We start from the raw sequence: 23,765 nt of genomic DNA, 5'->3' as shown, positions 1-23,765 counted from the left end.
GCCATGTCGACCTTTACCTTTGAAACCACGCCACGGGTGATCTGCGAAGTCGATGGCGCCTTGCGCCTCGGCGCCCTGTGCCGCGAACTCGGTGCTGAACGCGTGCTGCTGGTCAGCGATCCTGGCCTGCAACGCGCCGGCCTGCTGGAGGCGCCGATGCAGGCGCTGCGCGACGCCGGGGTTGAAGTGACCCTGTACAGCGACGTCCAGGCCGACCCGCCCGAAGCCTCGGTGCTCGACGCGGTAGCGGCGGGGCGCAACTGCCGGGCCCAGGCGGTGATTGGCCTGGGCGGCGGCAGTTCGCTGGACACCGCCAAGCTGGTGGCGCTGCTCTGCGGCCATGACCAGGCACTGACCGATATCTACGGCATCAACCTGGCCAAAGGCCCGCGCCTGCCGCTGATCCAGGTGCCGACCACCGCTGGCACCGGCTCGGAAGTCACCGCCGTGGCCATCGTCACCACTCCCAGCCACGAGAAGAAAGGCGTGGTCAGCGCCTTGCTCTACCCGGACATCGCCTTGCTCGATGCCCGCCTGACTGTTGGGCTGCCAGCAGCGGTAAGCGCCATGACCGGCGTCGACGCCATGGTTCACGCCATCGAGGCCTACACCAGCAAACACAAGAAAAACGTGCTGTCCGACGGCCTGGCCTTGCAGGCCCTGCGCCTGTTGGGTGGCAACCTCGACCGGGTGCTGGCCGAGCCGGGCGACCTGCAGGCGCGGTCCGACATGCTGCTGGGCTCGATGCTCGCCGGCATGGCGTTCGCTAACGCGCCGGTGGCGGCGGTGCATGCGCTGGCCTATCCGCTGGGCGGGCACTTCCATGTACCCCATGGCTTGAGCAATGCGCTGGTGCTGGTGCCGGTGCTGAACTTCAACCGCAGCGCCGCGGAGCCGCTGTACGCGGAACTGGCGGCGACCGTGCTGCCCGGCCAGCGTTTCGACACGCCGGTGCAGGCCTGCGAGGCGTTTATCGGCTTCATGACCGCGCTGGTGGAACGCATGCCGTTCGCCCAGCGCCTGGCGGACGTGGGCGTGACCGAGGCTGACCTCGACCGCCTCAGCGACGACGCCATGAAGGTCGAGCGTCTGCTGATCAACAACCCGCGCCCGGTCAGCCGGGAAGACGCCCGCGCTATCTACGCCTCGGTGCTGTGAGGAAATCGCCATGAACCACGAATTCAGAAGTGTTCCGCGTATCGTCTGCGAGGCGGGTGCCTTGCAGGGCATCGGCCAGGTCTTCGCTGGCCTTTCGGCCCGTCGCGTGCTGCTGGTATGCGACCCCGGCATCGTCAAGCTTGGCTTCGCCGACCAGGCCCGCGCCGCCCTGGAAGCGGCAGGCTGCACTGTCGCGGTGTTCGACCAGGTGGTGGCTGACCCGCCCGCGGCGGTGGTCGAACAGGCCGTCAGCCAGGGCCGCGCCTTCGAGGCCGATGGCGTGCTTGGTCTTGGCGGCGGCAGCTCGCTGGACGCGGCCAAGCTGGTGGCGTTGCTGATTAACAGCGAGCAGCCATTGGCCGACCTCTACGGCACCGACAAGGCGCGCGGCCAGCGCCTGCCGCTGGTGCTGATGCCGACCACGGCGGGTACCGGCTCGGAAGTGACCTGGGTGTCGGTGATCACCGATGCCCAGCAGCGCAAACAGGCGGTGTACTCGGCGCAACTGATGCCCGACGTCGCCGTGCTCGACCCGCAACTGACCCTCGGCCTGCCGGCCCAGGTCACCGCGGCGACGGGGCTGGATGCCATGGTCCACGCCATCGAGGCCTATACCAGTCGCACCCGCAAGAACCCCATCTCCGACGGCCTGGCCACCACCGCTTTGCGCCTGCTCGGCGGCAACCTGCGCAAGGTTCTCGCCGACGGCAGCGATGTCGCGGCGCGGGAAGCGATGTTGCAGGGTTCGCTGATGGCCGGCATGGCCTTCGTCAATGCGTCTGTCGCGGCGATCCATGGGCTGGCGTATCCGTTGGGTGCGCGATTCCACATTCCCCATGGGCATGCCAATGCGTTGGTGATGGCGCCGATGATCCGCTTCAACCTGAGTGCGGCGCAGCGGCTGTACGCCGAGTTGGCGGAGCACCTGTTGCCGGGCGAAGTGTTTGCTGGCGAGGCGGAAGCGGCGGAGGCGTTCGTCCGGGCGATCGAGAATCTGGTGCGCGATAGCGGGCTGGAGACAAGGTTGTCGAAACTGGGGATCGATGAAGCCTCGATCCCGGCGATGGCCGAGGATGTGGTGGGTGGATTGAAGCGTTTGATCGACAGCAATCCGCGGGATATGACGGTGGAGGAGGTGAAGGCGATTTATCGCGGGATTTACTGAGGGCGCTCCCACAGGAGGCACTGGCGGAACGCAAGTTCGCTGTCTGGCGCAGGATCCTGTGGGAGCCGGTCTTGCCGGCGATGAGGCCGCTCGGAACAACACCGTTGCCGGATCAGACGCTATCGCCGGCAAGCTCCCTCAGGGGGCTGAGCCGCGCCCCAATCTCTACAGGCTCTAGAGATTCCCCAACTGTGCCGCAATCCCCTCGCACGCCCGCCGCACATGGGCTGCCAGTGGCGAGGCCGGGTGGGTTTCTTCTTCCATACCCAGCCCCGCCACCACCACGGCGCCCAGCGCCTGACCGGTTTCGACGCGGATCGGGAAGGCCACCGACGACAGCCCCGGCTTGAACTCGCCATGGCCGAAGGCGAAATCCTGCTGGCTGCGGATCAGTTCCAGCGCCGGCAGCGCCTTGGCATAACGTTCATCACCCAGCACACCCCGTGCGGTCGCTTCACTGTAGGTGGCCAGCACCGCGCGGCCACTGGGGCTGCCTTCGATGGGGAACTGGTCCGCCAGGTCGACGATCACGTTCAGCGGCGTGGCCGGCGTCCACATCCGTTCGATCAGCACTACCTGGTCACCCACCGGCACCGACAGCGAGACGATCGCCGGGCTTTCGCCAATCACCCGTTGCAGCTCGATGGCGTAGGGCAGGGCGAGCCGGCGCAGGTTCAGGCGGTTCAGGTAGGCGGCCGAGTAGATCAGGCTTTCCGGGCCGATGTGGTAGGTGGCACCACGGGATTCGATCAGGCTCCAGTACGTCAGGGTCTTGAGCAGACGATGGATGGTGGAGCGTTCGATGCCGGTCAGCCGGGCCAGGTCCAGCGCGCTGGCGCCGTGCTTGAGGCCGGCGAGGGTGCGTAGCAGCACGATCGAGCGGTCGATGACCTGAACGCGCCCGCCGCTGTCCTTGCTGCTGTGCGCGGGTTGAGTCGAAGAAATTTCCATCGTGACAGTGGTTTCCGAAAGCTGGGTGAACGGTCGGCGCGACATGCCGTCCTGGCCGGTCGCCAAGGTTAGCCGTGATCCGTGGCGGGGTGAAGAGGCGCGTAGTACGGGAGCTGCGCTGCGTTCGGAGATTTTTTGCCGGGGCTTAGATCAAATATGCATCTGGGTTATGAGCATGGAAGCGTTGGCGATATCCATCGCGTCGCTTTCGTCACGAAACGGGAGCCTGTGTCTGCTATTGCTTCGATAGCGGCGTCATGGCGTTTTTGAACTATGTGATTGCGGGTTATTAGCCCGCTCTGGCAGCTCCCGGCGCTGCTAGGCTGTCATCTTGCCTCGCCGCCGGGCCGGCTTAGAATCGGCGCCATCAACTCCACACCCTATCGTCGAATTTGAAGAGGATTTCACCATGATGAACGCAATGCAGATGCAGATGCCGATGAGCGCCAACATGCCGATGATGCCAATGATGGGCATGCCGATGATGATGGCGACCATGACCTGCAAGATGGTCGAAGACGGCATGATGTGCACCATGAAGCCTGCTGCCGGCATGGACATGGCGATGTTCCGCAACAGCGCGGAAATGATGCAGATGATGATGAACTGCGGCATGCCGATGATGATGCAGTGCGGCAACCTGTCGATGATGGGGATGTCCCAGGCGGCCATGGGCATGATGATGCCGATGATGGGCATGATGCCAATGAACGGCATGCCGATGATGAAGTGCATGATGGAATGCACCCTGATGGCCGACTGCATGACCTGCAAGATGATGCCGATGGCCGGCATGAGCATGGAAATGATGAACAACTGCTGCATGCTGATGATGAAGATGATGAACGACTGCAGCATGCCGATGATGATGAGCTGCAACGGCATGCCGATGATGTGCTGCACCTGCTGATGCAGCACCGCCGCGGGGTTCAGTCGCGGCGTTCGGGGTGGGTCACCACCAGGTAAGCCACGGCCTCACTGTCTACCGGATTGCGGTAGCGGTGGGGCTGGTCGGCGTAGAAAACGATCGAATCCCCCGTGGAGAGCAGAAAGCGCTCTTCGTTGACGCTGATTTCCAGCGCCCCCTGGGCCACCACCAGGTTCTCCCGCACCCCGGGCCCATGCCCCTCGGAGTGCTCTTCTCCCAGCGGACTGATCCGCAACTCGTAGAATTCGGTCTGATGCGCGGCATCGTAGGGAAACAGCGCGCGGCTGACGAACGCACCGCTGGCGCTGACCAGGCGCTTGCTGTCCCGTGCCGGCAACAGCGTCACGCCTTCGCATTCCCGCTGTTCGAGAAACGCTGCGACCGAGACTTTCAGCCCGTGGGCAATCTTGCATAGCACGCGGATGGACGGAACGCTGCGCCCGGACTCGATCTGCGCCAGCATCGCACGGCTCACACCACTGGCCCTGGCCAGCGCATCCAGCGACAACTGACGCTTGCTGCGCAGCCGCTGCAGATTGCGTGCGACCCGCAAGCCGACACCATCGTCGTCCTGGCCCGGAATTTCCGGCAGGCTTAGCGGCGGCTCGTCCGAGGTCACCAGAAAACGGTTGGGTGTATTCATCGCCTCACGCCTGGCGCGGGGCTTTCGAGGCGGATACCGCGACGCTCCCTGGTTGCGCGGCGAAGCCGGCCTGTTGCGCGTACATCGCCCACAGCAGACGACCGGTTTGTTGCGCGTGCTTGCGTTTGCGGTAGAGGGTGAAGTCGACGATGTTGGCGGCGTGGCTCATGGAGAATTCCTTGGTCTGAAGCGTGGGGCCATGAGCGGAGACTACGGATTTCCGGTTAGAACCAGAAATAATGAATTCGTATTTATTAATAGCTTTATGGAATTGATGTTCAGGGGGCAAGGCTATGAGGAGCCGGGCGGGAGGAGGTCTGCGTTCCTGAGATCGAGCGCCGCCTGTGCGGCGCATCGCTGGCAAGACCGGCTCCCACAGGGCTCCGGGTTCCGCCGGTTACCCCTGTGGGCGCTGGCAAGCACCTGGCAGCCAGAACTCAAAACACCCCACTGACCGCCACCCCCGGCTGCCCACTCACCTCGGTCTGCACCTGTAACACGCACCCGGAATCCGGTGCACTGCCCAGCGCCTCCAGCTTCAACTCCTGCCGGGCACTGGTAATGAACAACGTACGCAGGTCCTCGCCGCCAAAACACAGGTCGGTCGGGCAGGGCACCGGCAGGCCGATCATGCGGTCCAGATTGCCCTCGGCGTCGAAGCGCGCCAGGCTCCAGCCGTCGCGCTGGGTGGTCCAGACGCCGCCTTGCGCGTCCAGCGCCAGGCCGCTGAGGCTGCCGCCGCCGCGGGGCAGTGAGGCCAGGCGGCGCACAGCGTTGCTGCCCGGCTGCAGGCGCAGGATGTCGCCAGTCTCGGGGGCGATGGCAAATACAGCGCTGCCGCTGGCGTCCCAGCGGAAGCTGCTGATCTGCTCGCTCAGGTTCCAGCCGTGGCGCAGGTCGCCTTCAGCGCTCATTTCGCCGATCTGGCAACCGCCTGCCGTCCGCGCGCAGGCCCAGAGTCCACCGCCGGGATGGCTGGCCAATGCCAGCAGGCGGCTGCCGAGCAGGTCTTGCATCGGGTGCTCCTGACCCTGCCAGTCGATCAATGACCAGCCACCGGCCTGGGCCACCAGCAAACCGTCACGGTGCAATTCCATCGCCCGCACCGGCATGTCGAGGCGGGTCAGCAGGCGGCTGGCGTGTCCGTCCCAGCAATGGATCGCCGGGGCCAGGGTGTCGGCCCAATACAGCGTCTTGCTCGGCGCATGCCAGCGCGCAAAGGCGCCATGAAACGCCCAGGGCGCCGGCACCACGCCCAGCGCCCCGGACGGGCGTTGCGCCGGTTCCGGGCGCAACTGCTCGCCCACCCGCCGCGCGGCGTCGGCCAGTTCCGGGCCGAGCAGGGTGAGGCGCTCCAGGGTCAAACGGTACGCAGGTCCGGCAACGCTGAGGGCGCCGCGCACCACGCCCTGCTTGTCGATGATCGGCGCCGCTACGCAGCGCACGCCGAGGCGGATTTCCTCGTCGTCGAGGGCGTAGCCGCGGGTGCGGGTGATCTGCAATTCGGCCAGCAGGCGACGGCGGTCGGTGATGGTCAGCGGTGTCAGCGGCTCCAGCACCAAGCCTTTGAGAATTTCGTCGCGGGCAAGCGGGGCGAGGGCGGACAGGATCGCCTTGCCTTGCCCCGTGCAATACACCGGCTTGCCCTGGCCGAGGCTGGCGGCTGAGCGCAGGGTGTGGGCGCCGTCGCAGCGCTCCAGCGACAGCACCTGATTGCCGTCCAGCACCGCCAGGTAGGAGGTCTCGCCGGTGAGGTCGCGCAAGGCCCGCAATTCGGCGCTGGCGGCGGCCACCAGGTCCGGTTCCAGGTAGGCATTGCGGACCATCTCCAGGTAGTTGAAGCCCAGCCGGTAGACCTTGCGCGTCGGGTCGCGGCGGATCATGCCGCGCTCCACCAGGGTCGCGAGAATCCGGTACAGCGTGGTGCGCGGCAGTTGCACCTGTTCGGCCAGGCGCGCCTGGGTGATGCCGGACGGCATGGCGCCAATGGCCTGGAGCACGTCGAGGGCTTTTTCAAGGGCGGCGGTGCCTTCACCTGTTTTCATCGGTTATTCCCATCAGTTGGAACGCGACTGTCATGAGGTCGATTCTGCCTCTTTGCGGGCAGTTTTTCCCTCATAGAATCGACCTCAGCGGGGCTTGAAGCCGGCCTTTGTTCCACATCGTGGGATTTTCTGTCGGCCGCCCATCGGATGAAATCCTGCCTGGAGAACCTATAAGAATGTCCGTCATCCACACCTATTCCGACGCCCACGAAAGTGCCTCGGGCAAGAAGGTCGAAGTCAGCGATGCGACGCTGGCAAAGCTGGCCGCCTGCAGCAGCGGTTCGCTGACCACCCAGTTGTTCAAGCGCGGATTCCGTCAACCGGCGCTGGTCGGCCTGCGCGCCATGAGCCGCGATACCAAGCCGTTCGCCGGCCGCGCCTTCACCATGCGCTTCATCCCGGCCCGCGAAGACATCGACACCTACCAGACCATGACCACCAAGCCCAATGACGACAACCTGCAATGGGTCGGCGTCGAGCAGGTACAGGCAGGCGACGTGCTGGTGATCGACAGCCGCAACGACCCGGCGGCAGCCTCCGCCGGCAATATCCTCGTGACCCGCCTGCTTGCCCGTGGTGCCAAGGCCATCGTTACCGACGGCGCGCTGCGCGACGGCAGCGAAATCGCCGCGATGAACCTGCCGGCCTATGCCCGCGAGATCACCGCCACCACCCGTATCTCCTACCACCACGTCGCCGATCTGCAAGTGCCGATTGGCTGCGCCGGTGTTGCTGTGTACCCCGGCGACATCATCGTCGGCGACGCCGACGGCCTGACTGTGGTCCCGGCGCACCTGGCCGAGGAACTGGCCGAAGTCTGCACCGTGCAGGACGACATCGAGCACTACCTGGCGATGCGCATCGCGTCCGGCGAACCGCTGTGGGGCGTTTACCCGCCGAGCCCGACGTCGGTTTCCGACTACCACGCCTGGGTAGCCAGCGGCCGCCCGGCGATCCCGTCGATCATCGACAAGAAAGAGGGCTGAGCCGTGGCCGAGCACAAACACGCGCAACTGATCCGTCGCTACTTCGATGCCTGCAACGAGGCCGACTACGACAAGCTGGTGTCCTGCTTCACTCCCGACGCCGTGCATTACTTCCCCGCCGGCCTGCCCGAAGTGCCGTGGCGCGGCGCCGACACCATCGCCCGCAAATGGGTCTGGTGCGTGGAGAACCTCGGTTCGCAGTGGACCATCGAGAAGATCCTGGTCAGCCACGACAGCTTTGAAGCGGTGATCGAGTGGACCCACTGGAAAAGCAAACAAGGCACCGCGCTGCGCGGTGACGAGTGGTACGTGTTCGACGAAACCACCGGCCTGATCAAGGAAATCCGCGCCTACTACGCCTCGCCGGCGGACAAGGAGGTGGCGATCAACGAACTGGTGGCCTTCGACTACACCGGCCGCGGCTATCACCTCGAACCGAACGCACGCTGAAGGAGCCTGCCATGACCGATCATCAAGACCCGTCCCTGGCGATCATCGACCAGACCGTTGCCAAGGCGGTTGCCGCCGCCGGTTTCTGGGCCGAATCCAGCGCCGCCGTGCGCGCCGGCCTGTTGCGTGGGCTGGCCGATGCACTGGAGCGCCAACAGGCTGAACTGGTTGCCATCGCCGACCGCGAAAGCGGCCTGGGCGAAGCGCGCCTGAACGGCGAAGTGGCGCGCACGGCGTTCCAGTTGCGCGGTTTCGCCAGTGAAGTCGAGGCTGGCGTGCCGTACCGCCATGTCGTCAGCGAAGCCGTTGCCGGCGCGCCGCCAGCCGGGCGTCCGGCGCTGGTGCGGGTGCAACGCGCCCTCGGCCCGGTCGCCATGTTCTCGGCGAGCAACTTCCCGTTCGCCTTCTCGGTGCTGGGCGGCGATACCGCCTCGGCGCTGGCCGCCGGTTGCCCGGTGGTGGTCAAGACTCACTCCGGCCACCCGCAACTGTCCCGCGCGGTATTCGAACTGGCCGCCGCCGTGGTGCGCCAACAGGGTCTGCCGGAAGGCGTGCTGACCCTGATCGACAACACCTCTCGCGCTGGCGGCACCTATCTGGTCCAGCACCCGGGGATCGCCGCGGTGGCGTTCACCGGTTCCTACCAGGGCGGCAAGGCCCTGTGGCAGGCGGCCAATGATCGCCCGCGTCCGGTGCCGTTCTACGGTGAGCTGGGCTCGATCAACCCGTTGGTGGCGTTGCCCGCTGCTCTGGAAAAAGACAGCGAAGGCCTGGCCAAGACCCTGGCGGCGTCCATCACCCTCGGTTGCGGTCAGTTCTGCACCAGCCCGGGCCTGATCGTGCTGCTGGCTTCGGAACTCAGCGAGCGCTTCGTCGCCCAACTGGCGGCGGCCATTGCGCCGATTGCCACGCACCGTATGCTCACGCCGGGCATGCAGCAGGGCTTCGAAGCTGCCGCCGCCACGGTCGCCAGCCATGCCCGCGCGGTGTTCGAACCGGCGGCCGATGGCGTCGGTCCCGCGCCACGCTTGTTCGCGACCGAGGCGGCCGCGTTCATTGCCAATCCGCACCTGCATGAAGAGATGTTCGGCCCGGCCGCGCTGGTGGTCAGTGCCCAGTCGCCTGCGCAGATCATCGAGGTGCTGCAGGCAGTGGGCGGCAGCCTGACCACCACCCTGTGGGGTGCGGAGGCGCCGAGCGAGGACAACCGCCAACTGCTGCGGGCCGCCGAAGCGATTTCCGGGCGCGTGCTGTTCGGCGGCGTGCCGACCGGTGTTGCGGTCTGCCATGCCCAGCAGCATGGCGGTCCATGGCCGTCGTCGACCACCCCGCAAACCACCTCGGTCGGCTATGCCGCGCTGGAGCGCTTCCTGCGCCCCGTTGCGCTGCAGGATGCGCCGGCCTGGGTGCTGGGCTGACGGAGGGCAGGGCGATGATGCGACATGTCGTGCTGTTCCGCCGCCTGGCCGGCGTCGCGCCGCAGCCGGAGCTGGAAACCCGTCTGGTCGAGCGCATGCGCACGCTGGAAGGGGAGATCGATTTCATCCGTGACTGGAACGTCGCCGCCAACGAGCTGGAGCGCCCGATCTGCTGGGACTACATCCTCGACGCGGGCTTCGACGACGCGGCCGCGGTGGAGCGTTACCTGCCACATCCCGCGCACCAGGCCCTGGTGGCGGACTTGAAGCAGTACTTCGAGTGGGTGGCGGTGGATTACAGCGTCTAGACCTCAGAGGCGCCTGTTTCGCTGCCTCGGGGCAGGCGCTATAACAACAAGATCCGGTGGCCACTGGCGCCGGACGGAGACGTACATGAACAAGAAAAAGAACTACCGCTGGACGATCCTGACGATGCTGTTCATCGCCATGATCATCAACTATGTCGACCGGGCCGCGCTGTCCATCGCCATGCCGTTCATTACCCAGGAATATCACCTCACGCCTTCCGAGAAAGGCATGATTTTCAGCAGTTTCTTCTTCGGCTATGCGCTGTTCTGCTTCGTCGGCGGTTACCTGGCCGACCGCTTCGGGCCCAAGCGCGTGCTGACCTGGTCGATGAGTTTCTGGTCGGTGCTGTGCGGCTCCACCGCGCTGGCCTTCAACTTCTGGTCGCTGCTGATCGTCCGTGCGCTGTTCGGCGTCGGCGAAGGCCCGGTGTCCACCACCGCCAACAAGACCGTCAACAGCTGGTTCCCGATCAAGGAGCGCGCCCGCGCCATCGGTATCAACCAGGCAGGCGGCCCGCTGGGCGGCGCCCTGGCCGGTCCGATCGTCGGCTTCCTCGCGCTGTGGCTGGGCTGGCGCGTGGCCTTTGTGGTGATCGCGATCATCGGCGTGCTCTGGGCGATCGCCTGGTACCGCCTGGCGACCTCGACCCCGCAAGAGCACCCGCAGGTATCGCCGCAAGAACTGGCCGACATCAACGAAGGCCGCGAAGCCCCAGTGATGACTGCCGAGCAGGCGCCGCGCACCCCGGTGTTGCAGATCATCCTGCAGCGTTCGGTGCTGGTCACTGGCGTCTCGCTGTTCTGCTACAACTACATCCTGTATTTCTTCATGACCTGGTTCCCCAGCTACCTGATCGACGCCAAGGGCATCGACCTGAAAGCCATGAGCATCGTCACCGCGCTGCCGTGGCTGGTGGGCACCGTCGGCTTCATCTGCGGCGGCCTGCTGATCGACTGGGTGTTCAAGCGCACCGGCAAGCAACTGTTCTCGCGCAAGGTGGTGCTGGTCAGTTGCCTGCTGATCGCCGCGGTGTGCATCGGCCTCACCGGCCAGGTACAGAGCGTGACCGCCACCGTGGCGGTGATGACTGTCGCCATCGGCTTCCTGATGCTCACCGCACCGGCCTACTGGTCGCTGATCCAGGACGCCGTACCCGATCATCAGGTCGGCACCGCCGGCGGCTTCATGCACGGCCTGGCCAACCTCTCCGGTATCGTTGCACCGACCGTTACCGGCTTCATCATCCAGGCCACCGGCACCTACGGCAGCGGTTTTGCCCTGGCGGGCGGGCTGGGCATTCTCGGTGCGTTGATCGTGGCGTTCTTTGTCGGCCAGAAACCGGCGAAGCAGGGCGTGGTTATCGCCGCGGCCTGATACTTGACCACCGGCCTTCGGGCCGGAACCCGTAGCGCGGTGCGCCGCGCAAGGCCGACCCCAACCCGGGCCGGCCAAGGTGACAGGGACGGCGGTGGATCACCGCCAGACCCTGTAAATGGCCGGCTCGCGAGCCGGCGGCAACATGATCTTCAGGAATCTGTCATGCCTACGCTACTTGTCACCGGCGCCGCCGGTATCGTCGGGACCGCGCTGCGGCCCTTCCTGCGCCAGCGCTACGCACTGCGCTTGCTGGACCGCAAGCCCGTCGAAGGGCTGGTCAGCGGCGAAAGCGCGCTGGTCGGCGACCTGACCGACCCGGCCTTCGTGCAGCAGGCGGTCGAGGGCGTCGATGGCATCGTCCACCTGGCCTGCGCCCACGGCACCGACATTGCCTTCCAGAGCACCGTCGAGCCCAACTACCATGCCACCCTTTACCTGCTTGAAGCCGCGCAGCGCTTTGGCGTCAAGCGTTTCGTCTTTGCCAGCAGCCACCATGTGCTCGGTCAGTACCGCAGTGACCAGGCCGAGTACTTCGACGACATGCCGGTCGCCCCGGACAGCTATTACGCCCTGAGCAAGGTGTTCGGCGAAGCGACCTGCACCACCTTCTCCCTGCGCAGCGACCTGGCGACCTTTATCGTGCGCATCGGCAATGCCGACGCCACCGTTTCTGACGCCCGTCGCTTGCGGATGTGGACCAGCGCCCGCGACCTGGCGCAGTTGCTGCTGATCGGACTGGAGCATCCGGCGGTGCGCAACGAGATCGTCTATGGCGTCTCGGAAAGCCCCAACCCGCTGTTCCACAACCGCCGCGCCCGCGAGCTCGGCTACGCGCCGCAGGACAACGCCGGCGAGCACCTGGCCGATGATTTCCTGCCTTACGAAGCCATGGCCCCGGAGGGTTCGGGCCGTGACCATGTCGGCGGTGCCTATGCCGGCGTTCCCCTGGCCAGTGTGCTGGAGCGCGTATGAAGATCGTCCGCATCGACACCCAGGTGGTCGAGATTCCTTTCCATGATGGCGGCAAGGGTCAGGGCATCACCCCGACCACCTGGCACAGCCTGGAAAACGTGCTGATCCGTCTTGAAGACGAACACGGCAATGTCGGCTGGGGCGAGGCATTCGGCTACTTTGTCGCCGACGCGACCAAGGCACTGATCGACCGCCTGATCGCGCCGCTGCTGCTGAACCGCGAGATTATCGATATCCCGGCGTTCAACCGCGAGCTGCAACTGCGTCTGCACCTGTTCGGGCGCTACGGCGTGACGATGTTCGCCATTTCCGGCGTCGACATCGGTCTGTGGGACCTGAGCGCCCGCCGCCAAGGCGTGCCGCTGCACCGCCTGCTGGGCGAGTCCATTCGCGAGCAGGTACCGGCCTACGCCAGCCTGGTGCGCTACGCCGACAACGAGGTGGCCCCGGCCATCTGCGAGAAAGCCTTGGACATGGGCTTTCGCGAGATCAAGTTGCACGAAGTGACCCTCGACGAAATCGCCGCCTGCCGCCGTGCCATCGGCGACGCGGTGCCGATGGCCACCGACGTCAACTGCGGCTGGAGCGTCAGCGACACCCGCGAGTGGTTGCCGGCGCTGCGCGAGATGAAACTGGCCTGGTTGGAAGAACCGATCTTCCCGCCTGAAGACTTCGCCACCCTGGCCAGTTTGCGCGGGCAGGGCGTGCCGCTGTCGGCGGGGGAGAACTGGTGCACCGCGGTGCAGTTTGAACAGGCCATCACCCGTGGCGCGGTGGACTCGGTGCAGCCCAGCGTGACCAAGGTCGGCGGGATTTCCGAAGCCCTGCGCATCGGCGAGCTGGCCCGCCAACATGACGCCGTGGTGCTGCCGCACTGCCCGTACTTCGGTCCCGGCCTGATCGCTACCCTGCACCTGGCGGCGGTGCAGCCGTGGGTGCCGCAGATCGAGTACCTGTTCGTCGAGCCGGCGGATTGGCTGTACCCGGTCGAGGCGCTGCGCAGCGGCCACCAGTTGCAGATCCCGCAGGGCCCAGGCCTGGGCGTGGATATCGATCTGCAGGTGATCGAGCGCTTCCGCCGCCACTGATTGCGGCTCTTCATTCCATCGTCAACCTCCGCCACTGGCTTCCAGTGGCGGCAGGGGTTCGTCATGCCCGATTTCGGGTAGTGGAGGTCCCATGCAAGCCGTTGTACTGAGCAATTCGATCTGGAACCTGCGCCTGCTGCCTGGGTGGGGCGGGCGCATCGCCGGGCTGAGTGCCGAAGGGCTGGAGTTGTTGTTGCCGATCGCCAGCGACGCCTTCGATCCGCTGGACTGGCCACGGGCGGGTGCCTATCCGCTGATGCCGTACTCCAACCGGCTGCGCAATGCGCGGCTGGCGTTCAACGGCGTCGAGCATGCGCTGCCGGCGCATCCGGCGGCGCGACCGCACACCCTGCATGGCGTAAGCCATACGCAAGTGTGGCAAGTGCTGAGCGCCGATGCTGGGCAGGCGCTGATCCGCTGCGACTACCAGGGCGACCACTGGCCCTGGGCGTTTCGTGCCGAGCAGGCGTTCGTTCTGGACGGCAACCGCCTGATCGTCACCCTGCGCCTGAGCAATAAAGGTGACACGCCGATGCCGGCCGGGCTCGGTTTGCACCCGTACTTCCAGCGTCATGCGGGAATGCGAGCTCGGTGGCGGACGGGTCGTGAATGGCGGATCGACGAGGAATACCTGGCGACCGGCGCGTTCGACGATGCGCCGCAGACCTGGACCCTCGCCGCCGACGACCGCGCCGCACGGGCGCACTACCAGTCGCGCTGGGACGGCCAGCTTGAGTTGGACTACCCGCAAGGTCGGTTGAGCGTCGAAGCCTCGCCCGTGCTCAGCCACTTCGTCGCCTTCGCCCCGGCCGGTTCCGCGTACTTGTGCCTGGAACCGGTGTCGCACCTGGCCGACGGCTTCAATCAGCCTCAAGACACCTGGGCTGAAACCGGCACCCGCGAACTGGCGCCAGGCGCGTCGCTGGAGGCGACCCTGACGTTTACCTGGCAAGGCCCTTGAGGCCTGCCGCGCAACCCTGATCCAACACCACATAACGAGAACAAAAACAATGAAAGACTCCTCGAAAGGGGCGGGCTTCGCTCGCACCGCAAAACCCCTCACACTGCTGCTCGGCCTCGCGCCACTGGGCGCCCACGCGGCGTTCTTCGACGACGCCAAGGCCAACCTGACCCTGCGCAACTTCTACTATAACCACGACCTGCGCGACTCCACCGCGCCGGCCCAGTCCAAGCTTGAGGAGTGGGCCCAGGGCTTTATCCTCAAGGGCGAGTCGGGCTACACCGAAGGCACCATCGGTGTCGGCGTGGACTTCTACGCCGGTCTGGGCCTGAAGCTGGATTCTTCGCCATCGCGCAGCGGCTCCGCGCTGCTGCCCGGCGCCTACGACCGCGCCGGTGGCCCGCGCAACGCCGATCCGCGTTCGGTGGATCAGTTTTCCGAAGCCACCGCGGCCATCAAGCTCAAGTACTCGAAGAGCGAACTGAAGGTCGGTGGCCTGTTCCCGAAAATCCCGCTGGTCAGCTCCGGTGATGCGCGGCTGCTGCCGCAGTTCTTCGAAGGCGCCATGCTCGATGTCCGCGAGATCGACAACCTCGACCTCAGCGCCGGGCAGATGCGCCAGGTCAACCAGCGGGAATTCGCCGGCGCTCGGGATATCCAGGTGGGCAACTACTACAGCGTGTTCAGCGACCGCTTCGACTACCTCGGCGGCACCTGGCGCATCACCCCGCAGTGGTCGGCGGGCCTGTGGGGCGGGCGTCTGGAAGATGTCTACCAGCAGAACCTGGCCACCGTCACCCATAGCCGCAAGCTCGGTGACTGGACCCTCGGCGGCACCCTCAATTATCTCGACACCGGCGAGTCCGGCGCCGAGAAGGCCGGCAAGCTCGACAGCCGCATGACCTCGGGCATGCTCAGCGCCAACCTCGGCCCGCAGACCTTCCGCCTTGGCTACCAGTACAACGCCGGCGACAGCGCCTTGCCGTTCATCCACGACACTGATCTGCCGGCCGCGGCCAACGCCGTCCAGGTGCTGCGCTTCGACCGTGCCCAGGAACGTTCCTGGCAGGCCCGCTACGACCTCGACTTCGCGCCCCTCGGCGTGCCCGGCCTGAGCGCCTTCGCCCGCTACGTCAAGGGCGACAACTTCAAGGTGGCGGGCGAGGACGGCAGCGAGTGGGAACGCAACATCGACATCACCTACGTCGTGCAAAACGGCCCGCTGAAAAACCTTGCCCTGCGCTGGCGCAACGTCCAGTTGCAAGGCGACGCCACGGGCCGGCGCGATGAAAACCGGGTGATCCTGGCGTACACCTTGCCGCTGTTCTAGCGGCGAGCTTCAAGTTGCAAGCTTCAAGCGGCAAGACGGCGACACGGCCTGCTTTTACTTGCGGCTTGTCGCTTGCTGCTTGCAACTGCTTCTCCGGAGTCCCAATGAAAACGCTTGATCCTGATATCCGTGCTTACGTCGAAGCCGCGCAGCGCTTTGCTCCTGTCAGCGACGACATCAACGCCCGCCGCGAAGCTTTCCTGCGCGCCTGCCTGGCCTGCACCCCGGTAAAACCGGCGGGGTTGCGGGTGGCCGATCACTCGCTCGATGGCCTGCGCCTGCGGGTCTACAAACCGCAGGGCGAGACGCCCGACGGTGGCTGGCCGACGCTGCTGTACCTGCATGGCGGCGGCTGGGACCTGGGTAGCCTCGACACCCACGATTGGTTCGCCTATGCCCTGGCAACTCGAGTGAAGATCGCCATCGTCGCCGTGGATTACCGACTGGCGCCGGAGCATTGCTACCCGGCGCCGCTGGACGATTGCCTGGCCGCGTGGCACGGGCTGCGTCACGGACGGATCGATGCCGAATTGAGTCGCGAGCGTCTGGTCGTCGGCGGCGACAGTGCTGGCGGCAGCCTCGCGGCGAGCGTGTGCCTGGCACTGCGTCGCGATGCCCAGCCCCAGCCGCTGGGCCAGATGCTGGCCTATCCGGTGCTGACCGCGCGGGCCCACCTGCCGTCGATGCACCAACACGCCCAGGCACCGATGCTCAACGCCGTGGGCTTGAACAAATCGCTGGCAGGCTACCTTCCGGATGCCCACCAGCGCCTCGACCCCTGCGCCATGCCGCTCGAAGCCAGCGACTTCAGCGCCCTGGCCCCGGCCTTTATCGGCGTGGCCGGGATCGACCCGCTGCGGGATCACGGGGTCGCCTATGGCGAGGCGTTGCGGGAGGCGGGCGGGCAAGCCGAGGTGCGCGTGGTGGAAGGGCTGGTGCATTCCGGGTTGCGGGCGTTCGGGGTAGAGCGGGTGGAGCGACTGTGGGACGACATTGCCCATTGGCTGCACGCACGCCTCCTCCCTGTGGGAGCCGGCTTGCCGGCGATGGGCATGGGTATCTACACATCTCCCAGGCAATCGCAGACCGCCAGCCAACTGCGATCCTGTGGGATGAATCCGCTCCCACAGTACGAGGTGACCTGACCTCTTGGGCTGCCTGCGAGATGTGTAGATACCCATGCAGCGATGGGGTCATTGCAGTCGACACTGGTCTGTTCCGGCCTCATCGCTGGCAAGACCAGCTCCCACAAGTCTTGAGCCGACCGCAATGCCAAGGCTTGGCTCAGAACATACAGGGAGCGAGCTTGTCGGGGCGCCGAACCGTCGCGATGGGGCCAGTGAACCCTATCGCGAAGCTTCAGTTTTTCAGCAGTTCCAGGTAATCAATCGGCACCTGCTCGATCAGCCAGACACCATTGTCCGCCTGGAAAAACACACAACCTTGCTCATGCATCCGCAGCGCATCCACCTTCAGCAGCACCGGTTTGCCATAGCGCTGGCCTACCGCAAGTGCGGTATCGATGTCCTGCGCCAGATGCACATGATGGCGTTGGCGCTGATGCGCGACAGCATCACCCACTACGCTTCATGGATCCGCTTCAATGCCCTGAACAACGCGGCAATGTCTTCGATTTCTCTCATGAGATCACTCCCTCCCACGGAGCCGGCCCTCAACTGGCGCTGATAGACGTGGAGAAAGGTATTCAGCGTCAGCCGGGTAACGTCGATTGTCGATTTGACTGCGGAGACGACCACGATTTTCTCCGCGGCCTTGTGCAGGGTGTGGGACGGTACATCGGCGCACCACATCTTGATGTCCAGCCTCACCAGCGACTGCCCATCCGCCAGCACCACGTAAAGCGCTTTGCCCTCGGTGTGGGTGTTGGGGTCTTGCAAGGCCGACTTCAGGCTCTCGGCAAGCAGGGCGCTGATGCTGTCGATGGCCCTGAAGCGCCCAACCGTCACGGCCTTGGCCAGGGCGTTTCTGAAGGTGGCGACGATATGATTCGGGTCTGTGTAGTAGGTCATTGCGTGAACGTGCGAGTACGCGCCAATGATGCTCGACACAGGAATGCTCTGGTTGTCGCCATCGTTCGCCAGCAGGGCGTTCAGGTGCTGGTTCAGTTCAAGTTCCATCAGCGCGGCACGCGCGGCGCCCAGTTCAAACAGTGTCTCTACCTGCTCCCGTTCCTCTGAAAATGCATCACCGTTAAACGAGTTAAGTACTTCTTTGAGCTGACCCATTTGCACGTCCTTGCTGAGTGGAGGGGGCTTTCTCGCCGCGAGGCGCAACGCGCAGGTTAACGGCGTGCCGTGTGTGGACTCAAGAGAATGATGGCAACCTGCACCCCAGGCAACACCATCCTGCTGGCGCGTTGTCTCTGACGCAGCAGTCAACTTTATCGACCTCGCCGAAACCCGCGGCCCGTCAGGCCTGCAGCGCTTGGCACGGGCCTTGCCATACGGGCAGAAACTTGAAAAAAGAGACCTGCCCACATGAATGTTCCGTTCCGCCGCCATAGCCTGGCGTTGTTGATCGCTGCCGCTGTGCTGCCTGTCCAGGGGTTGCTGGCCGCTGAAAGCGAAGACGCTTCGGTGAAGAACCAGGACGCGTTGCCCACGGTCACGGTGACCGCGCAGAAGCGCGAGGAGTCGCTGCAGGATGTGGCCTCCGCAGTGTCCGCGGTCTCCGGCGACAGCATCCGCAATACCGGCGGCGGCTTCACTGCCGGCAAGGCGCTGCAGGATGTGCCCAACGCCATCGCCCCGGAGTTCGCCGGCAACCAGCGGCCGCGCTGGTACATCCGCGGCATGGGCTCGGGCGACATGGCGTCGACCACGGTCTACCCGGTGGGCATCTATGTCGATGACACCTATATCAGCCCGCATATCGCCACCGGCGGTCCGCTCTATGACCTGGAACGGGTGGAGATCCTGCGCGGTCCGCAAGGCACGCTGTGGGGCAAGAACACCACCGGCGGGGCGATCAACTTCGTTTCGCGCAAGCCGGCTTTCGAAGAGGGCAATGGCTACTTCAAGGTAGACGCCGGCAACTACGATTCGCGGCTCTACGAGGGCGCCTACGGCGGCACCCTGGTGGAGGACCGCCTGGCCGCGCGGGTGGCCTTCGTCGATCAGAGCAAGGACGGCCAACTGAAGAATCTGGTGGACGACCACACCTACGGCGATGTCCACGACCAGGCGGTGCGTGCGCAGATCCTCGCGCGCTTGAGCGACACCTTGCAGGCCACCCTGCAGGTGCGTGCCCGTGATTACAAAGGCCAGGGCATTCCGACTCGCGCCTGGGGCGCAGGCCCGGGCGGCACCACGCTGTTCGGTCCGGCGCCGGCGTTGAAGGACGATGAAGCGGCATACACCGGCAAGGCCGAGGACCGCGTCGAGCACAACGGCGTGCAATTGAATTTGCAATGGGAACTGGGCGAACTGACGCTGGACTCGATCACCGCCCTGGACGACGTCCACGAAAAGGCCCAGGGCCCGAACATGGGCATCTACGAATTCGGCCGATCCTACGCCGACGACCATTGGCGCCAGGTGTCGCAGGAACTGCGCCTGTCCTCGCCGAAGAACCAGCCGGTGAGCTGGATCGTCGGTACCCACCTGTTCCACGAGAGCCTCGACAGCGCCAGCAGCAGTGCCATCCTGCCGACCGCCTACAACGCGCCGTTCGGGGTGGCCAGCTATGGTCGTACCGACCTCGACCAGACCACCACCAGCTACGCGCTGTTCGGCAGCAGCACCTGGCAGGCCACCGACGACCTGAGCCTGACCCTGGGCCTGCGCTGGACCCGCGAGACCAAGGACATCGACCTGCACCGCGTCTCCGCGCCGGGCGCCGGTTCTGTTGCTTTCGGCAGCAGCGATCATTGGTGGAAAAACTACAGCGGCGACCTGGCCACCGTGGCTGTGCAGGACGAGAAACGCACCTGGAGCAAGCTGACGTACGACTTCACCCCCGAATACCAGTTGAACGACAACGCCCGCGTCTACTTCCGCTACGCCAAGGGCTTCCGCTCTGGTGGCTTCAACGGCGGGGCGACGGTGCAGGCGGAAACCTCGGTGGTGGCGCCGGAGAACGTCGATGCCTACGAACTGGGGATCAAGAGCGAGTGGTTCGACGAGCGCCTGATCGCCAACGCCAACGTCTTCTACTACGACTACGCCGATATCCAGGTGAACAACGTCACGGTGAGCAACGGCGAAGTGGTGTCGTTGCTGACCAACAGCGGTAGCGGGGTGATCCGCGGTGCCGAGTTCGAGCTGCAGGCGTTGCCGATCCAGAACCTGCAAGTGCGCGGCTCCCTGGGCCTGCTGCACACCGAACTGAAGGACTTCGCTTCGGAAGGCGGCCCGGATTACTCCGGTAACCGTATCGCCCGTTCGCCGTCGCGCACCCTGTCGGTGGGGGCGAGCTACCGCATTCCGCTATCAGGCGGTGATGCACTGACCCTCGACAATAGCTGGCGCTACCAGAGCCGGATCTTTTTCCTGCCGACTGCGCAGGAAGACCACAGTGTTTCGCAGGGCGGCTACACCCTGGGCAACGCCAGCCTGACGTACCACTTCGGCGGTCGTAATGACCTGGACGTCAGCGCCTACGTCAACAACCTCACCGACAAGCGCTACAAGACCGACAGTGTGCCGCTGCCGTTCGATATTGCCTGGGATGCGCGGGGTGATCGGCGCACCTATGGAATGTCGGTGACGACGCATTTCTGATGGGGGATAGAGCTGCGCGCCTTGCGGCGCGTGGCTTGGGATGTGTAGCGAAGCTGGCCTGAAATCAAGCCACCTCGGCAGCCTTCACGCTGTGCCGATTCACCGGCACATCCAGCGCCAGGTGATCGCGCAGCGTGCGTCCCTGGTATTCACTGCGGAACAACCCGCGTTCACGCAGGATCGGCACCACCTCATCGGTAAACCGGGCAAACGCCGCCGGTGCGCCGACGTGCACGTTGAAGCCGTCCACCGCGCCTTCCGTGAACCAGCGCTCGATCTCGTTCGCCACCGTCTGTGCTGAACCGGCAAAGCCGGTAAATGGCCGGGCAAAGCGCAGCGCCGTTTGACGCAGGGTCAGGCCCTGTTCCCGCGCCACGCGCTTGATCTTCTCGGCATGCCCGCGATAACCGTTGCTGCCCAGTTCGCCGAGGTCCGGGAAGGGGGCGTCGAGGTCGTACTGGCTGAAGTCGTGGTAGTTGAACGGCCGGCCCAGTTGCACCAGGGCCTTTTTCAGGTCCAGCTCGCCAGTGCGTTGCAGCAGCAGCGCCTGGGCCTCTTCGTCGGTGTCGGCAATGATCGGCGAGATGCCGGGGAATACCAGCACCTGGTTTGGATCACGCCCGGCCTCGGCGGCGCGGCGCTTGATGTCGGCGTAGTACTCGCGGGCGTCTTCGAAGTTGTCGACACCAGCAAAAATCCCTTCGGCGATCCGTGCCGCCAGGCCGCGCCCGGACTCGGACACGCCAGCCTGGAAAATCACCGGCTGCCCCTGCGCGGAACGGGAGATGTTCAGCGGCCCGGTAACCGAGAAGAATTCGCCTCGGTGGTCGAGGCGGTGTTGCTTGGCCGGGTCGAGGAAGCGCTTGTTGGCGCGGTCGCGGGGGAAGGCGTCGTCCTCGTAGGAGTCCCACAGTCCCTGGACCACCGCGACATGTTCGTGGGCGCGGCGGTAGCGCTCACCGTGGTCGATATGGTGCTCGCGGCCGAAGTTGCCGGCGGCACCTTCAAGGCCGGTGGTGACCACGTTCCAGCCAGCGCGGCCATGACTGATCTGGTCCAGCGAGGCGAACTGGCGGGCGACGTTGAAGGGCTCGGTGTAGGAGGTGGTCAGGGTCGCCACCAGGCCGATCTTGTCGGTGGCGCCGGCCAGCGCCGAGAGCAGGGTCAGCGGCTCCAGGCGGTTGAGGAAGTGCGGCGCCGAGTCCGGGGTGATGTAGGGGCTGTCGACAATGAACACCAGGTCGAACTTCGCCGCTTCGGCGGCGCGGGCCTGTTGTTTGTACCAGTCGATGTCGATGCTGGCGGTGCCGGGGATCTGTGGGTCCAGCCATTCCTGTGGGTCGGTGCCGACGCCGGTAAGGATGGCGCCGAGGTGCAACTGCCGTGTGCTCATGGTTCAGGTCCTGTCGGGGGTTGAAGGGGATGGGCTCAGGCCCAGGCGTGCCGTACCAGCAGGCTGTCGGCATCCAGCGCGGCGTCCACCGCGTCGATGATCGGTTGTGCTTCGCTGCGCACCAGCCAGTCCGGGCTGACCTGGGCGAAGTGCACACGCTGGTCGCGGCCGATCACCACCACGGTCGGCTGCGGCAACTCCCAGGTGCCGGTGCCGGTGATGGCGCCGATGCCCGGGCCTTTCGCCAGCGCCGCCTGGCGCGAGGCATCGTCGAAGCTGTAGAGAATGCCGAGGCGCTGGCCGAGGGCGTTGTCCTTGTCGCTGGCGACTTGCAGAGTGAGGTGGTGCTTGTCCTTGATTTCTTTCAGGCGCTCCGGCACCTGGGGGCTGATCGCCACCAGTGGCACGCCTCGGCGTTTCAGCGCCGGTTGCAGGTTGCGTTCGTAATAGGGGATGGCGATGTTGCACGCCGGGCAGCCGGCGAAGCGGAAGAACACCAGTACCGCCGGGCCCTTGCTCACCAGTTGCTCCAGGCTGAGGCTACCGCCTTCGACCTTGAGCAGCTCGAACGGCGCGATGATGTCGCCGGCGCTGACGAAGCGCTCGGGATCAGCCTCATCCACCAGGCGCTGGCGTTGGTCGACGTTGACCTTGAGGGCCTCCGGGGCCCAGGTGCGCTGGCGTTCGGCATGCAGCTCAGCCAGCAGGTGATTGACGGATTCGCTCATGAAAGGCTCCTGTTTCGCTCAGCCGGCAACAGCTTCGCGGCGGGGTTCGAGAAAGGGGTAATCGATGTAGCCCTGGTCGCCGCCGACATAGAAGCTGGCTTCGTCCGGGGCATTGAGCGGCGCCTCCCGGCGAAAGCGTTCCACCAGGTCGGGGTTGGCGATAAACAGCCGGCCAAAGGCGACGAAATCGGCGCGGCCCTGCTCGACGGCCTGGCGCGCGCTGTCGCGGTCGAAGTCGCCGGCGAGAATCAACGGCCCTGTGAACAGCTCGCGCAGGGTCGGCGCCAGGCGGCGTTCTGGCGGCGTGGTGTCCGGTTCGATCAGGTGCAGGTAGGCGATACCGCGCTGTTGCAGTTCGCGGCCGACATGGCTGTACAACGCCAGCGGGTCGCTGTCGCGGATGCCGTCGTATTCCACGTTCGGCGAAATGCGCACGCCCACCCGCTCGGCGCCCAGCTCGGCGATGGCGGCGTCGACGATTTCCAGCAGCAAGCGCGCACGGTTTTCCACACTGCCGCCGTAGCGGTCGTCACGCTGATTGGCGCCGTCACGCAGGAACTGGTCGATCAGATAGCCGTTGGCGGCATGGATTTCCACACCGTCGAACCCGGCGCGCCCGGCATTGCGCGCGGCGATGCGGAAGTCTTCGACGCGCTGGGCGATTTCCTCGGTTTCAAGGGCGCGCGGCACCGGGAAGGGCTGCTGGCCGCTCGGCGTCGAAATCTCACCGATGGCGGCGATGGCCGAGGGCGCCACCGGCAGCAGGTTGCCCGGCAGGCGGTGCGGATGGGCCTTGCGCCCGAGGTGGAACAGTTGCTGGAAGATCCGCCCGCCTTCGGCGTGCACGGCGGCGGTCACCGGTTTCCAGGCCTCGACCTGGGCGTCATCGTGGATCGCCGAGCCACCGGGCCGGCTGACGCTTTCGCTGGAGACATGGGTGGCCTCGGAAATGATCAGCCCGGCACTGGCGCGCTGGCGGTAATAGGTCGCGACCCGCGGCAGCGGCTGGCGCGTCTGTTCGTCGGAGCGGGCGCGGCCCAGCGGGGCCATGACCACGCGGTTGGCCAGGGTCAGGTTGCCCAGCGGTGCGGTGCTGAAAAGACTCATGGGTGACTCCTGCT

The 23,765-nt window shown here is 65.5% G+C and carries 22 protein-coding genes and 1 pseudogene; 14 read left to right on the top strand and 9 right to left on the bottom strand.

The features are described 5' to 3' along the window. Positions 1–3: 3 nt before the first annotated feature. Together DM374_RS18010 and DM374_RS18005 are read left to right on the top strand one after the other, a co-directional pair. Positions 4–1,158 carry an iron-containing alcohol dehydrogenase gene (locus DM374_RS18010; RefSeq protein ID WP_110971095.1) on the top strand — a complete coding sequence of 385 codons (1,155 nt, stop codon included), beginning with the start codon at positions 4–6 and terminating at the stop codon, positions 1,156–1,158. A 10-nt stretch (positions 1,159–1,168) separates the two neighbouring features. Then, a complete protein-coding gene (locus tag DM374_RS18005) occupies positions 1,169–2,323 on the top strand; it encodes an iron-containing alcohol dehydrogenase (protein WP_110971094.1) in 1,155 nt (384 codons plus the stop codon). A 174-nt stretch (positions 2,324–2,497) separates the two neighbouring features. Here DM374_RS18005 and DM374_RS18000 read toward each other — a convergent pair whose 3' ends face one another. Continuing rightward, a complete protein-coding gene (locus DM374_RS18000) occupies positions 2,498–3,340 on the bottom strand; it encodes an IclR family transcriptional regulator (RefSeq protein ID WP_225422529.1) in 843 nt (280 codons plus the stop codon). A 343-nt stretch (positions 3,341–3,683) separates the two neighbouring features. Here DM374_RS18000 and DM374_RS17995 point away from each other — a divergent pair, with 343 nt between their 5' ends. Continuing rightward, positions 3,684–4,184: a hypothetical protein gene (locus tag DM374_RS17995; protein ID WP_110971093.1), complete on the top strand. Its 501-nt coding sequence runs from the start codon at positions 3,684–3,686 to the stop codon at positions 4,182–4,184. Positions 4,185–4,203: 19 nt separating this feature from the next. On the opposite strand, the gene DM374_RS17990 is transcribed toward DM374_RS17995, so the two are convergent. From DM374_RS17990 to DM374_RS17985, 3 genes are all read right to left on the bottom strand, one after another. Further along, on the bottom strand, positions 4,204–4,845 hold the full coding sequence (locus tag DM374_RS17990) for a helix-turn-helix domain-containing protein (RefSeq protein WP_110971092.1): 642 nt from the start codon (positions 4,843–4,845) through the stop codon (positions 4,204–4,206). Between the two features lie 4 nt (positions 4,846–4,849). Further along, a complete protein-coding gene (locus DM374_RS33500) occupies positions 4,850–5,014 on the bottom strand; it encodes a hypothetical protein (protein ID WP_175650037.1) in 165 nt (54 codons plus the stop codon). Between the two features lie 268 nt (positions 5,015–5,282). Beyond that, positions 5,283–6,890 (bottom strand): IclR family transcriptional regulator domain-containing protein, encoded by a 1,608-nt coding sequence (locus DM374_RS17985; RefSeq protein WP_110971091.1) that lies wholly within the window; start codon positions 6,888–6,890, stop codon positions 5,283–5,285. A gap of 176 nt (positions 6,891–7,066) precedes the next feature. Here DM374_RS17985 and DM374_RS17980 point away from each other — a divergent pair, with 176 nt between their 5' ends. The 10 genes from DM374_RS17980 (at position 7,067) to DM374_RS17935 (ending at position 16,926) form a co-directional block, all read left to right on the top strand. After that, positions 7,067–7,876 (top strand): RraA family protein, encoded by an 810-nt coding sequence (locus tag DM374_RS17980; protein WP_095155170.1) that lies wholly within the window; start codon positions 7,067–7,069, stop codon positions 7,874–7,876. 3 nt (positions 7,877–7,879) lie between these two features. Then, on the top strand, positions 7,880–8,326 hold the full coding sequence (locus DM374_RS17975) for a nuclear transport factor 2 family protein (protein ID WP_110971090.1): 447 nt from the start codon (positions 7,880–7,882) through the stop codon (positions 8,324–8,326). 11 nt (positions 8,327–8,337) lie between these two features. Continuing rightward, positions 8,338–9,744: an aldehyde dehydrogenase (NADP(+)) gene (locus tag DM374_RS17970; protein ID WP_110971089.1), complete on the top strand. Its 1,407-nt coding sequence runs from the start codon at positions 8,338–8,340 to the stop codon at positions 9,742–9,744. 14 nt (positions 9,745–9,758) lie between these two features. After that, positions 9,759–10,052: a Dabb family protein gene (locus tag DM374_RS17965; RefSeq protein ID WP_110971088.1), complete on the top strand. Its 294-nt coding sequence runs from the start codon at positions 9,759–9,761 to the stop codon at positions 10,050–10,052. A gap of 85 nt (positions 10,053–10,137) precedes the next feature. Further along, positions 10,138–11,427, top strand: coding sequence for an MFS transporter (locus DM374_RS17960; RefSeq protein ID WP_110971087.1), 1,290 nt, complete (start codon positions 10,138–10,140; stop codon positions 11,425–11,427). A gap of 165 nt (positions 11,428–11,592) precedes the next feature. Then, the gene (locus DM374_RS17955; protein WP_110971086.1) at positions 11,593–12,402 is read left to right on the top strand and encodes an NAD-dependent epimerase/dehydratase family protein; all 810 of its coding nucleotides are present in this window, start codon (positions 11,593–11,595) and stop codon (positions 12,400–12,402) included. Then, positions 12,399–13,490 carry a mandelate racemase/muconate lactonizing enzyme family protein gene (locus tag DM374_RS17950; RefSeq protein ID WP_110971085.1) on the top strand — a complete coding sequence of 364 codons (1,092 nt, stop codon included), beginning with the start codon at positions 12,399–12,401 and terminating at the stop codon, positions 13,488–13,490. Before DM374_RS17955 ends, DM374_RS17950 begins: the two co-directional genes overlap by 4 nt. Before the next feature lie 91 nt (positions 13,491–13,581). Next, complete coding sequence (locus tag DM374_RS17945) at positions 13,582–14,451, top strand: aldose 1-epimerase (protein ID WP_110971084.1); 870 nt, start codon at positions 13,582–13,584, stop codon at positions 14,449–14,451. Positions 14,452–14,500: 49 nt separating this feature from the next. Beyond that, a complete protein-coding gene (locus DM374_RS17940) occupies positions 14,501–15,781 on the top strand; it encodes an OprD family porin (RefSeq protein WP_110971083.1) in 1,281 nt (426 codons plus the stop codon). Between the two features lie 104 nt (positions 15,782–15,885). Next, a complete protein-coding gene (locus tag DM374_RS17935; RefSeq protein WP_110971082.1) occupies positions 15,886–16,926 on the top strand; it encodes an alpha/beta hydrolase in 1,041 nt (346 codons plus the stop codon). A gap of 214 nt (positions 16,927–17,140) precedes the next feature. Here the strand turns inward: DM374_RS17935 and DM374_RS17930 are convergent. Together DM374_RS17930 and DM374_RS17925 are read right to left on the bottom strand one after the other, a co-directional pair. After that, positions 17,141–17,332: pseudogene (locus DM374_RS17930) on the bottom strand (RNA 2'-phosphotransferase); the annotation flags it as partial. A 29-nt stretch (positions 17,333–17,361) separates the two neighbouring features. Then, positions 17,362–18,027: a hypothetical protein gene (locus DM374_RS17925; RefSeq protein WP_110971080.1), complete on the bottom strand. Its 666-nt coding sequence runs from the start codon at positions 18,025–18,027 to the stop codon at positions 17,362–17,364. Between the two features lie 252 nt (positions 18,028–18,279). Between DM374_RS17925 and DM374_RS17920 the strand changes: the two genes are divergently transcribed. Then, positions 18,280–20,523, top strand: a complete 2,244-nt coding sequence (locus tag DM374_RS17920; protein ID WP_110971079.1) for a TonB-dependent receptor — start codon at positions 18,280–18,282, stop codon at positions 20,521–20,523. A gap of 64 nt (positions 20,524–20,587) precedes the next feature. On the opposite strand, the gene DM374_RS17915 is transcribed toward DM374_RS17920, so the two are convergent. The 3 genes from DM374_RS17915 to DM374_RS17905 are packed head-to-tail and all read right to left on the bottom strand — an operon-like array spanning position 20,588 to position 23,751. Then, on the bottom strand, positions 20,588–21,916 hold the full coding sequence (locus DM374_RS17915) for an LLM class flavin-dependent oxidoreductase (RefSeq protein ID WP_110971078.1): 1,329 nt from the start codon (positions 21,914–21,916) through the stop codon (positions 20,588–20,590). 35 nt (positions 21,917–21,951) lie between these two features. Further along, positions 21,952–22,644 carry a peroxiredoxin-like family protein gene (locus tag DM374_RS17910; protein ID WP_110971077.1) on the bottom strand — a complete coding sequence of 231 codons (693 nt, stop codon included), beginning with the start codon at positions 22,642–22,644 and terminating at the stop codon, positions 21,952–21,954. Between the two features lie 18 nt (positions 22,645–22,662). Beyond that, entirely contained in the window at positions 22,663–23,751 is a 1,089-nt protein-coding gene (locus DM374_RS17905; protein ID WP_110971076.1) for an alkene reductase, read from the bottom strand. Between the last annotated feature and the right edge of the window lie 14 nt (positions 23,752–23,765).

Origin of the sequence: Pseudomonas huaxiensis (genome assembly GCF_003231275.1) — a bacterium.
Lineage (GTDB): Bacteria > Pseudomonadota > Gammaproteobacteria > Pseudomonadales > Pseudomonadaceae > Aquipseudomonas > Aquipseudomonas huaxiensis.
The sequence above is the reverse complement of the archived record's forward strand: the minus strand, read 5'-3'. Positions and strand labels throughout refer to the sequence as shown.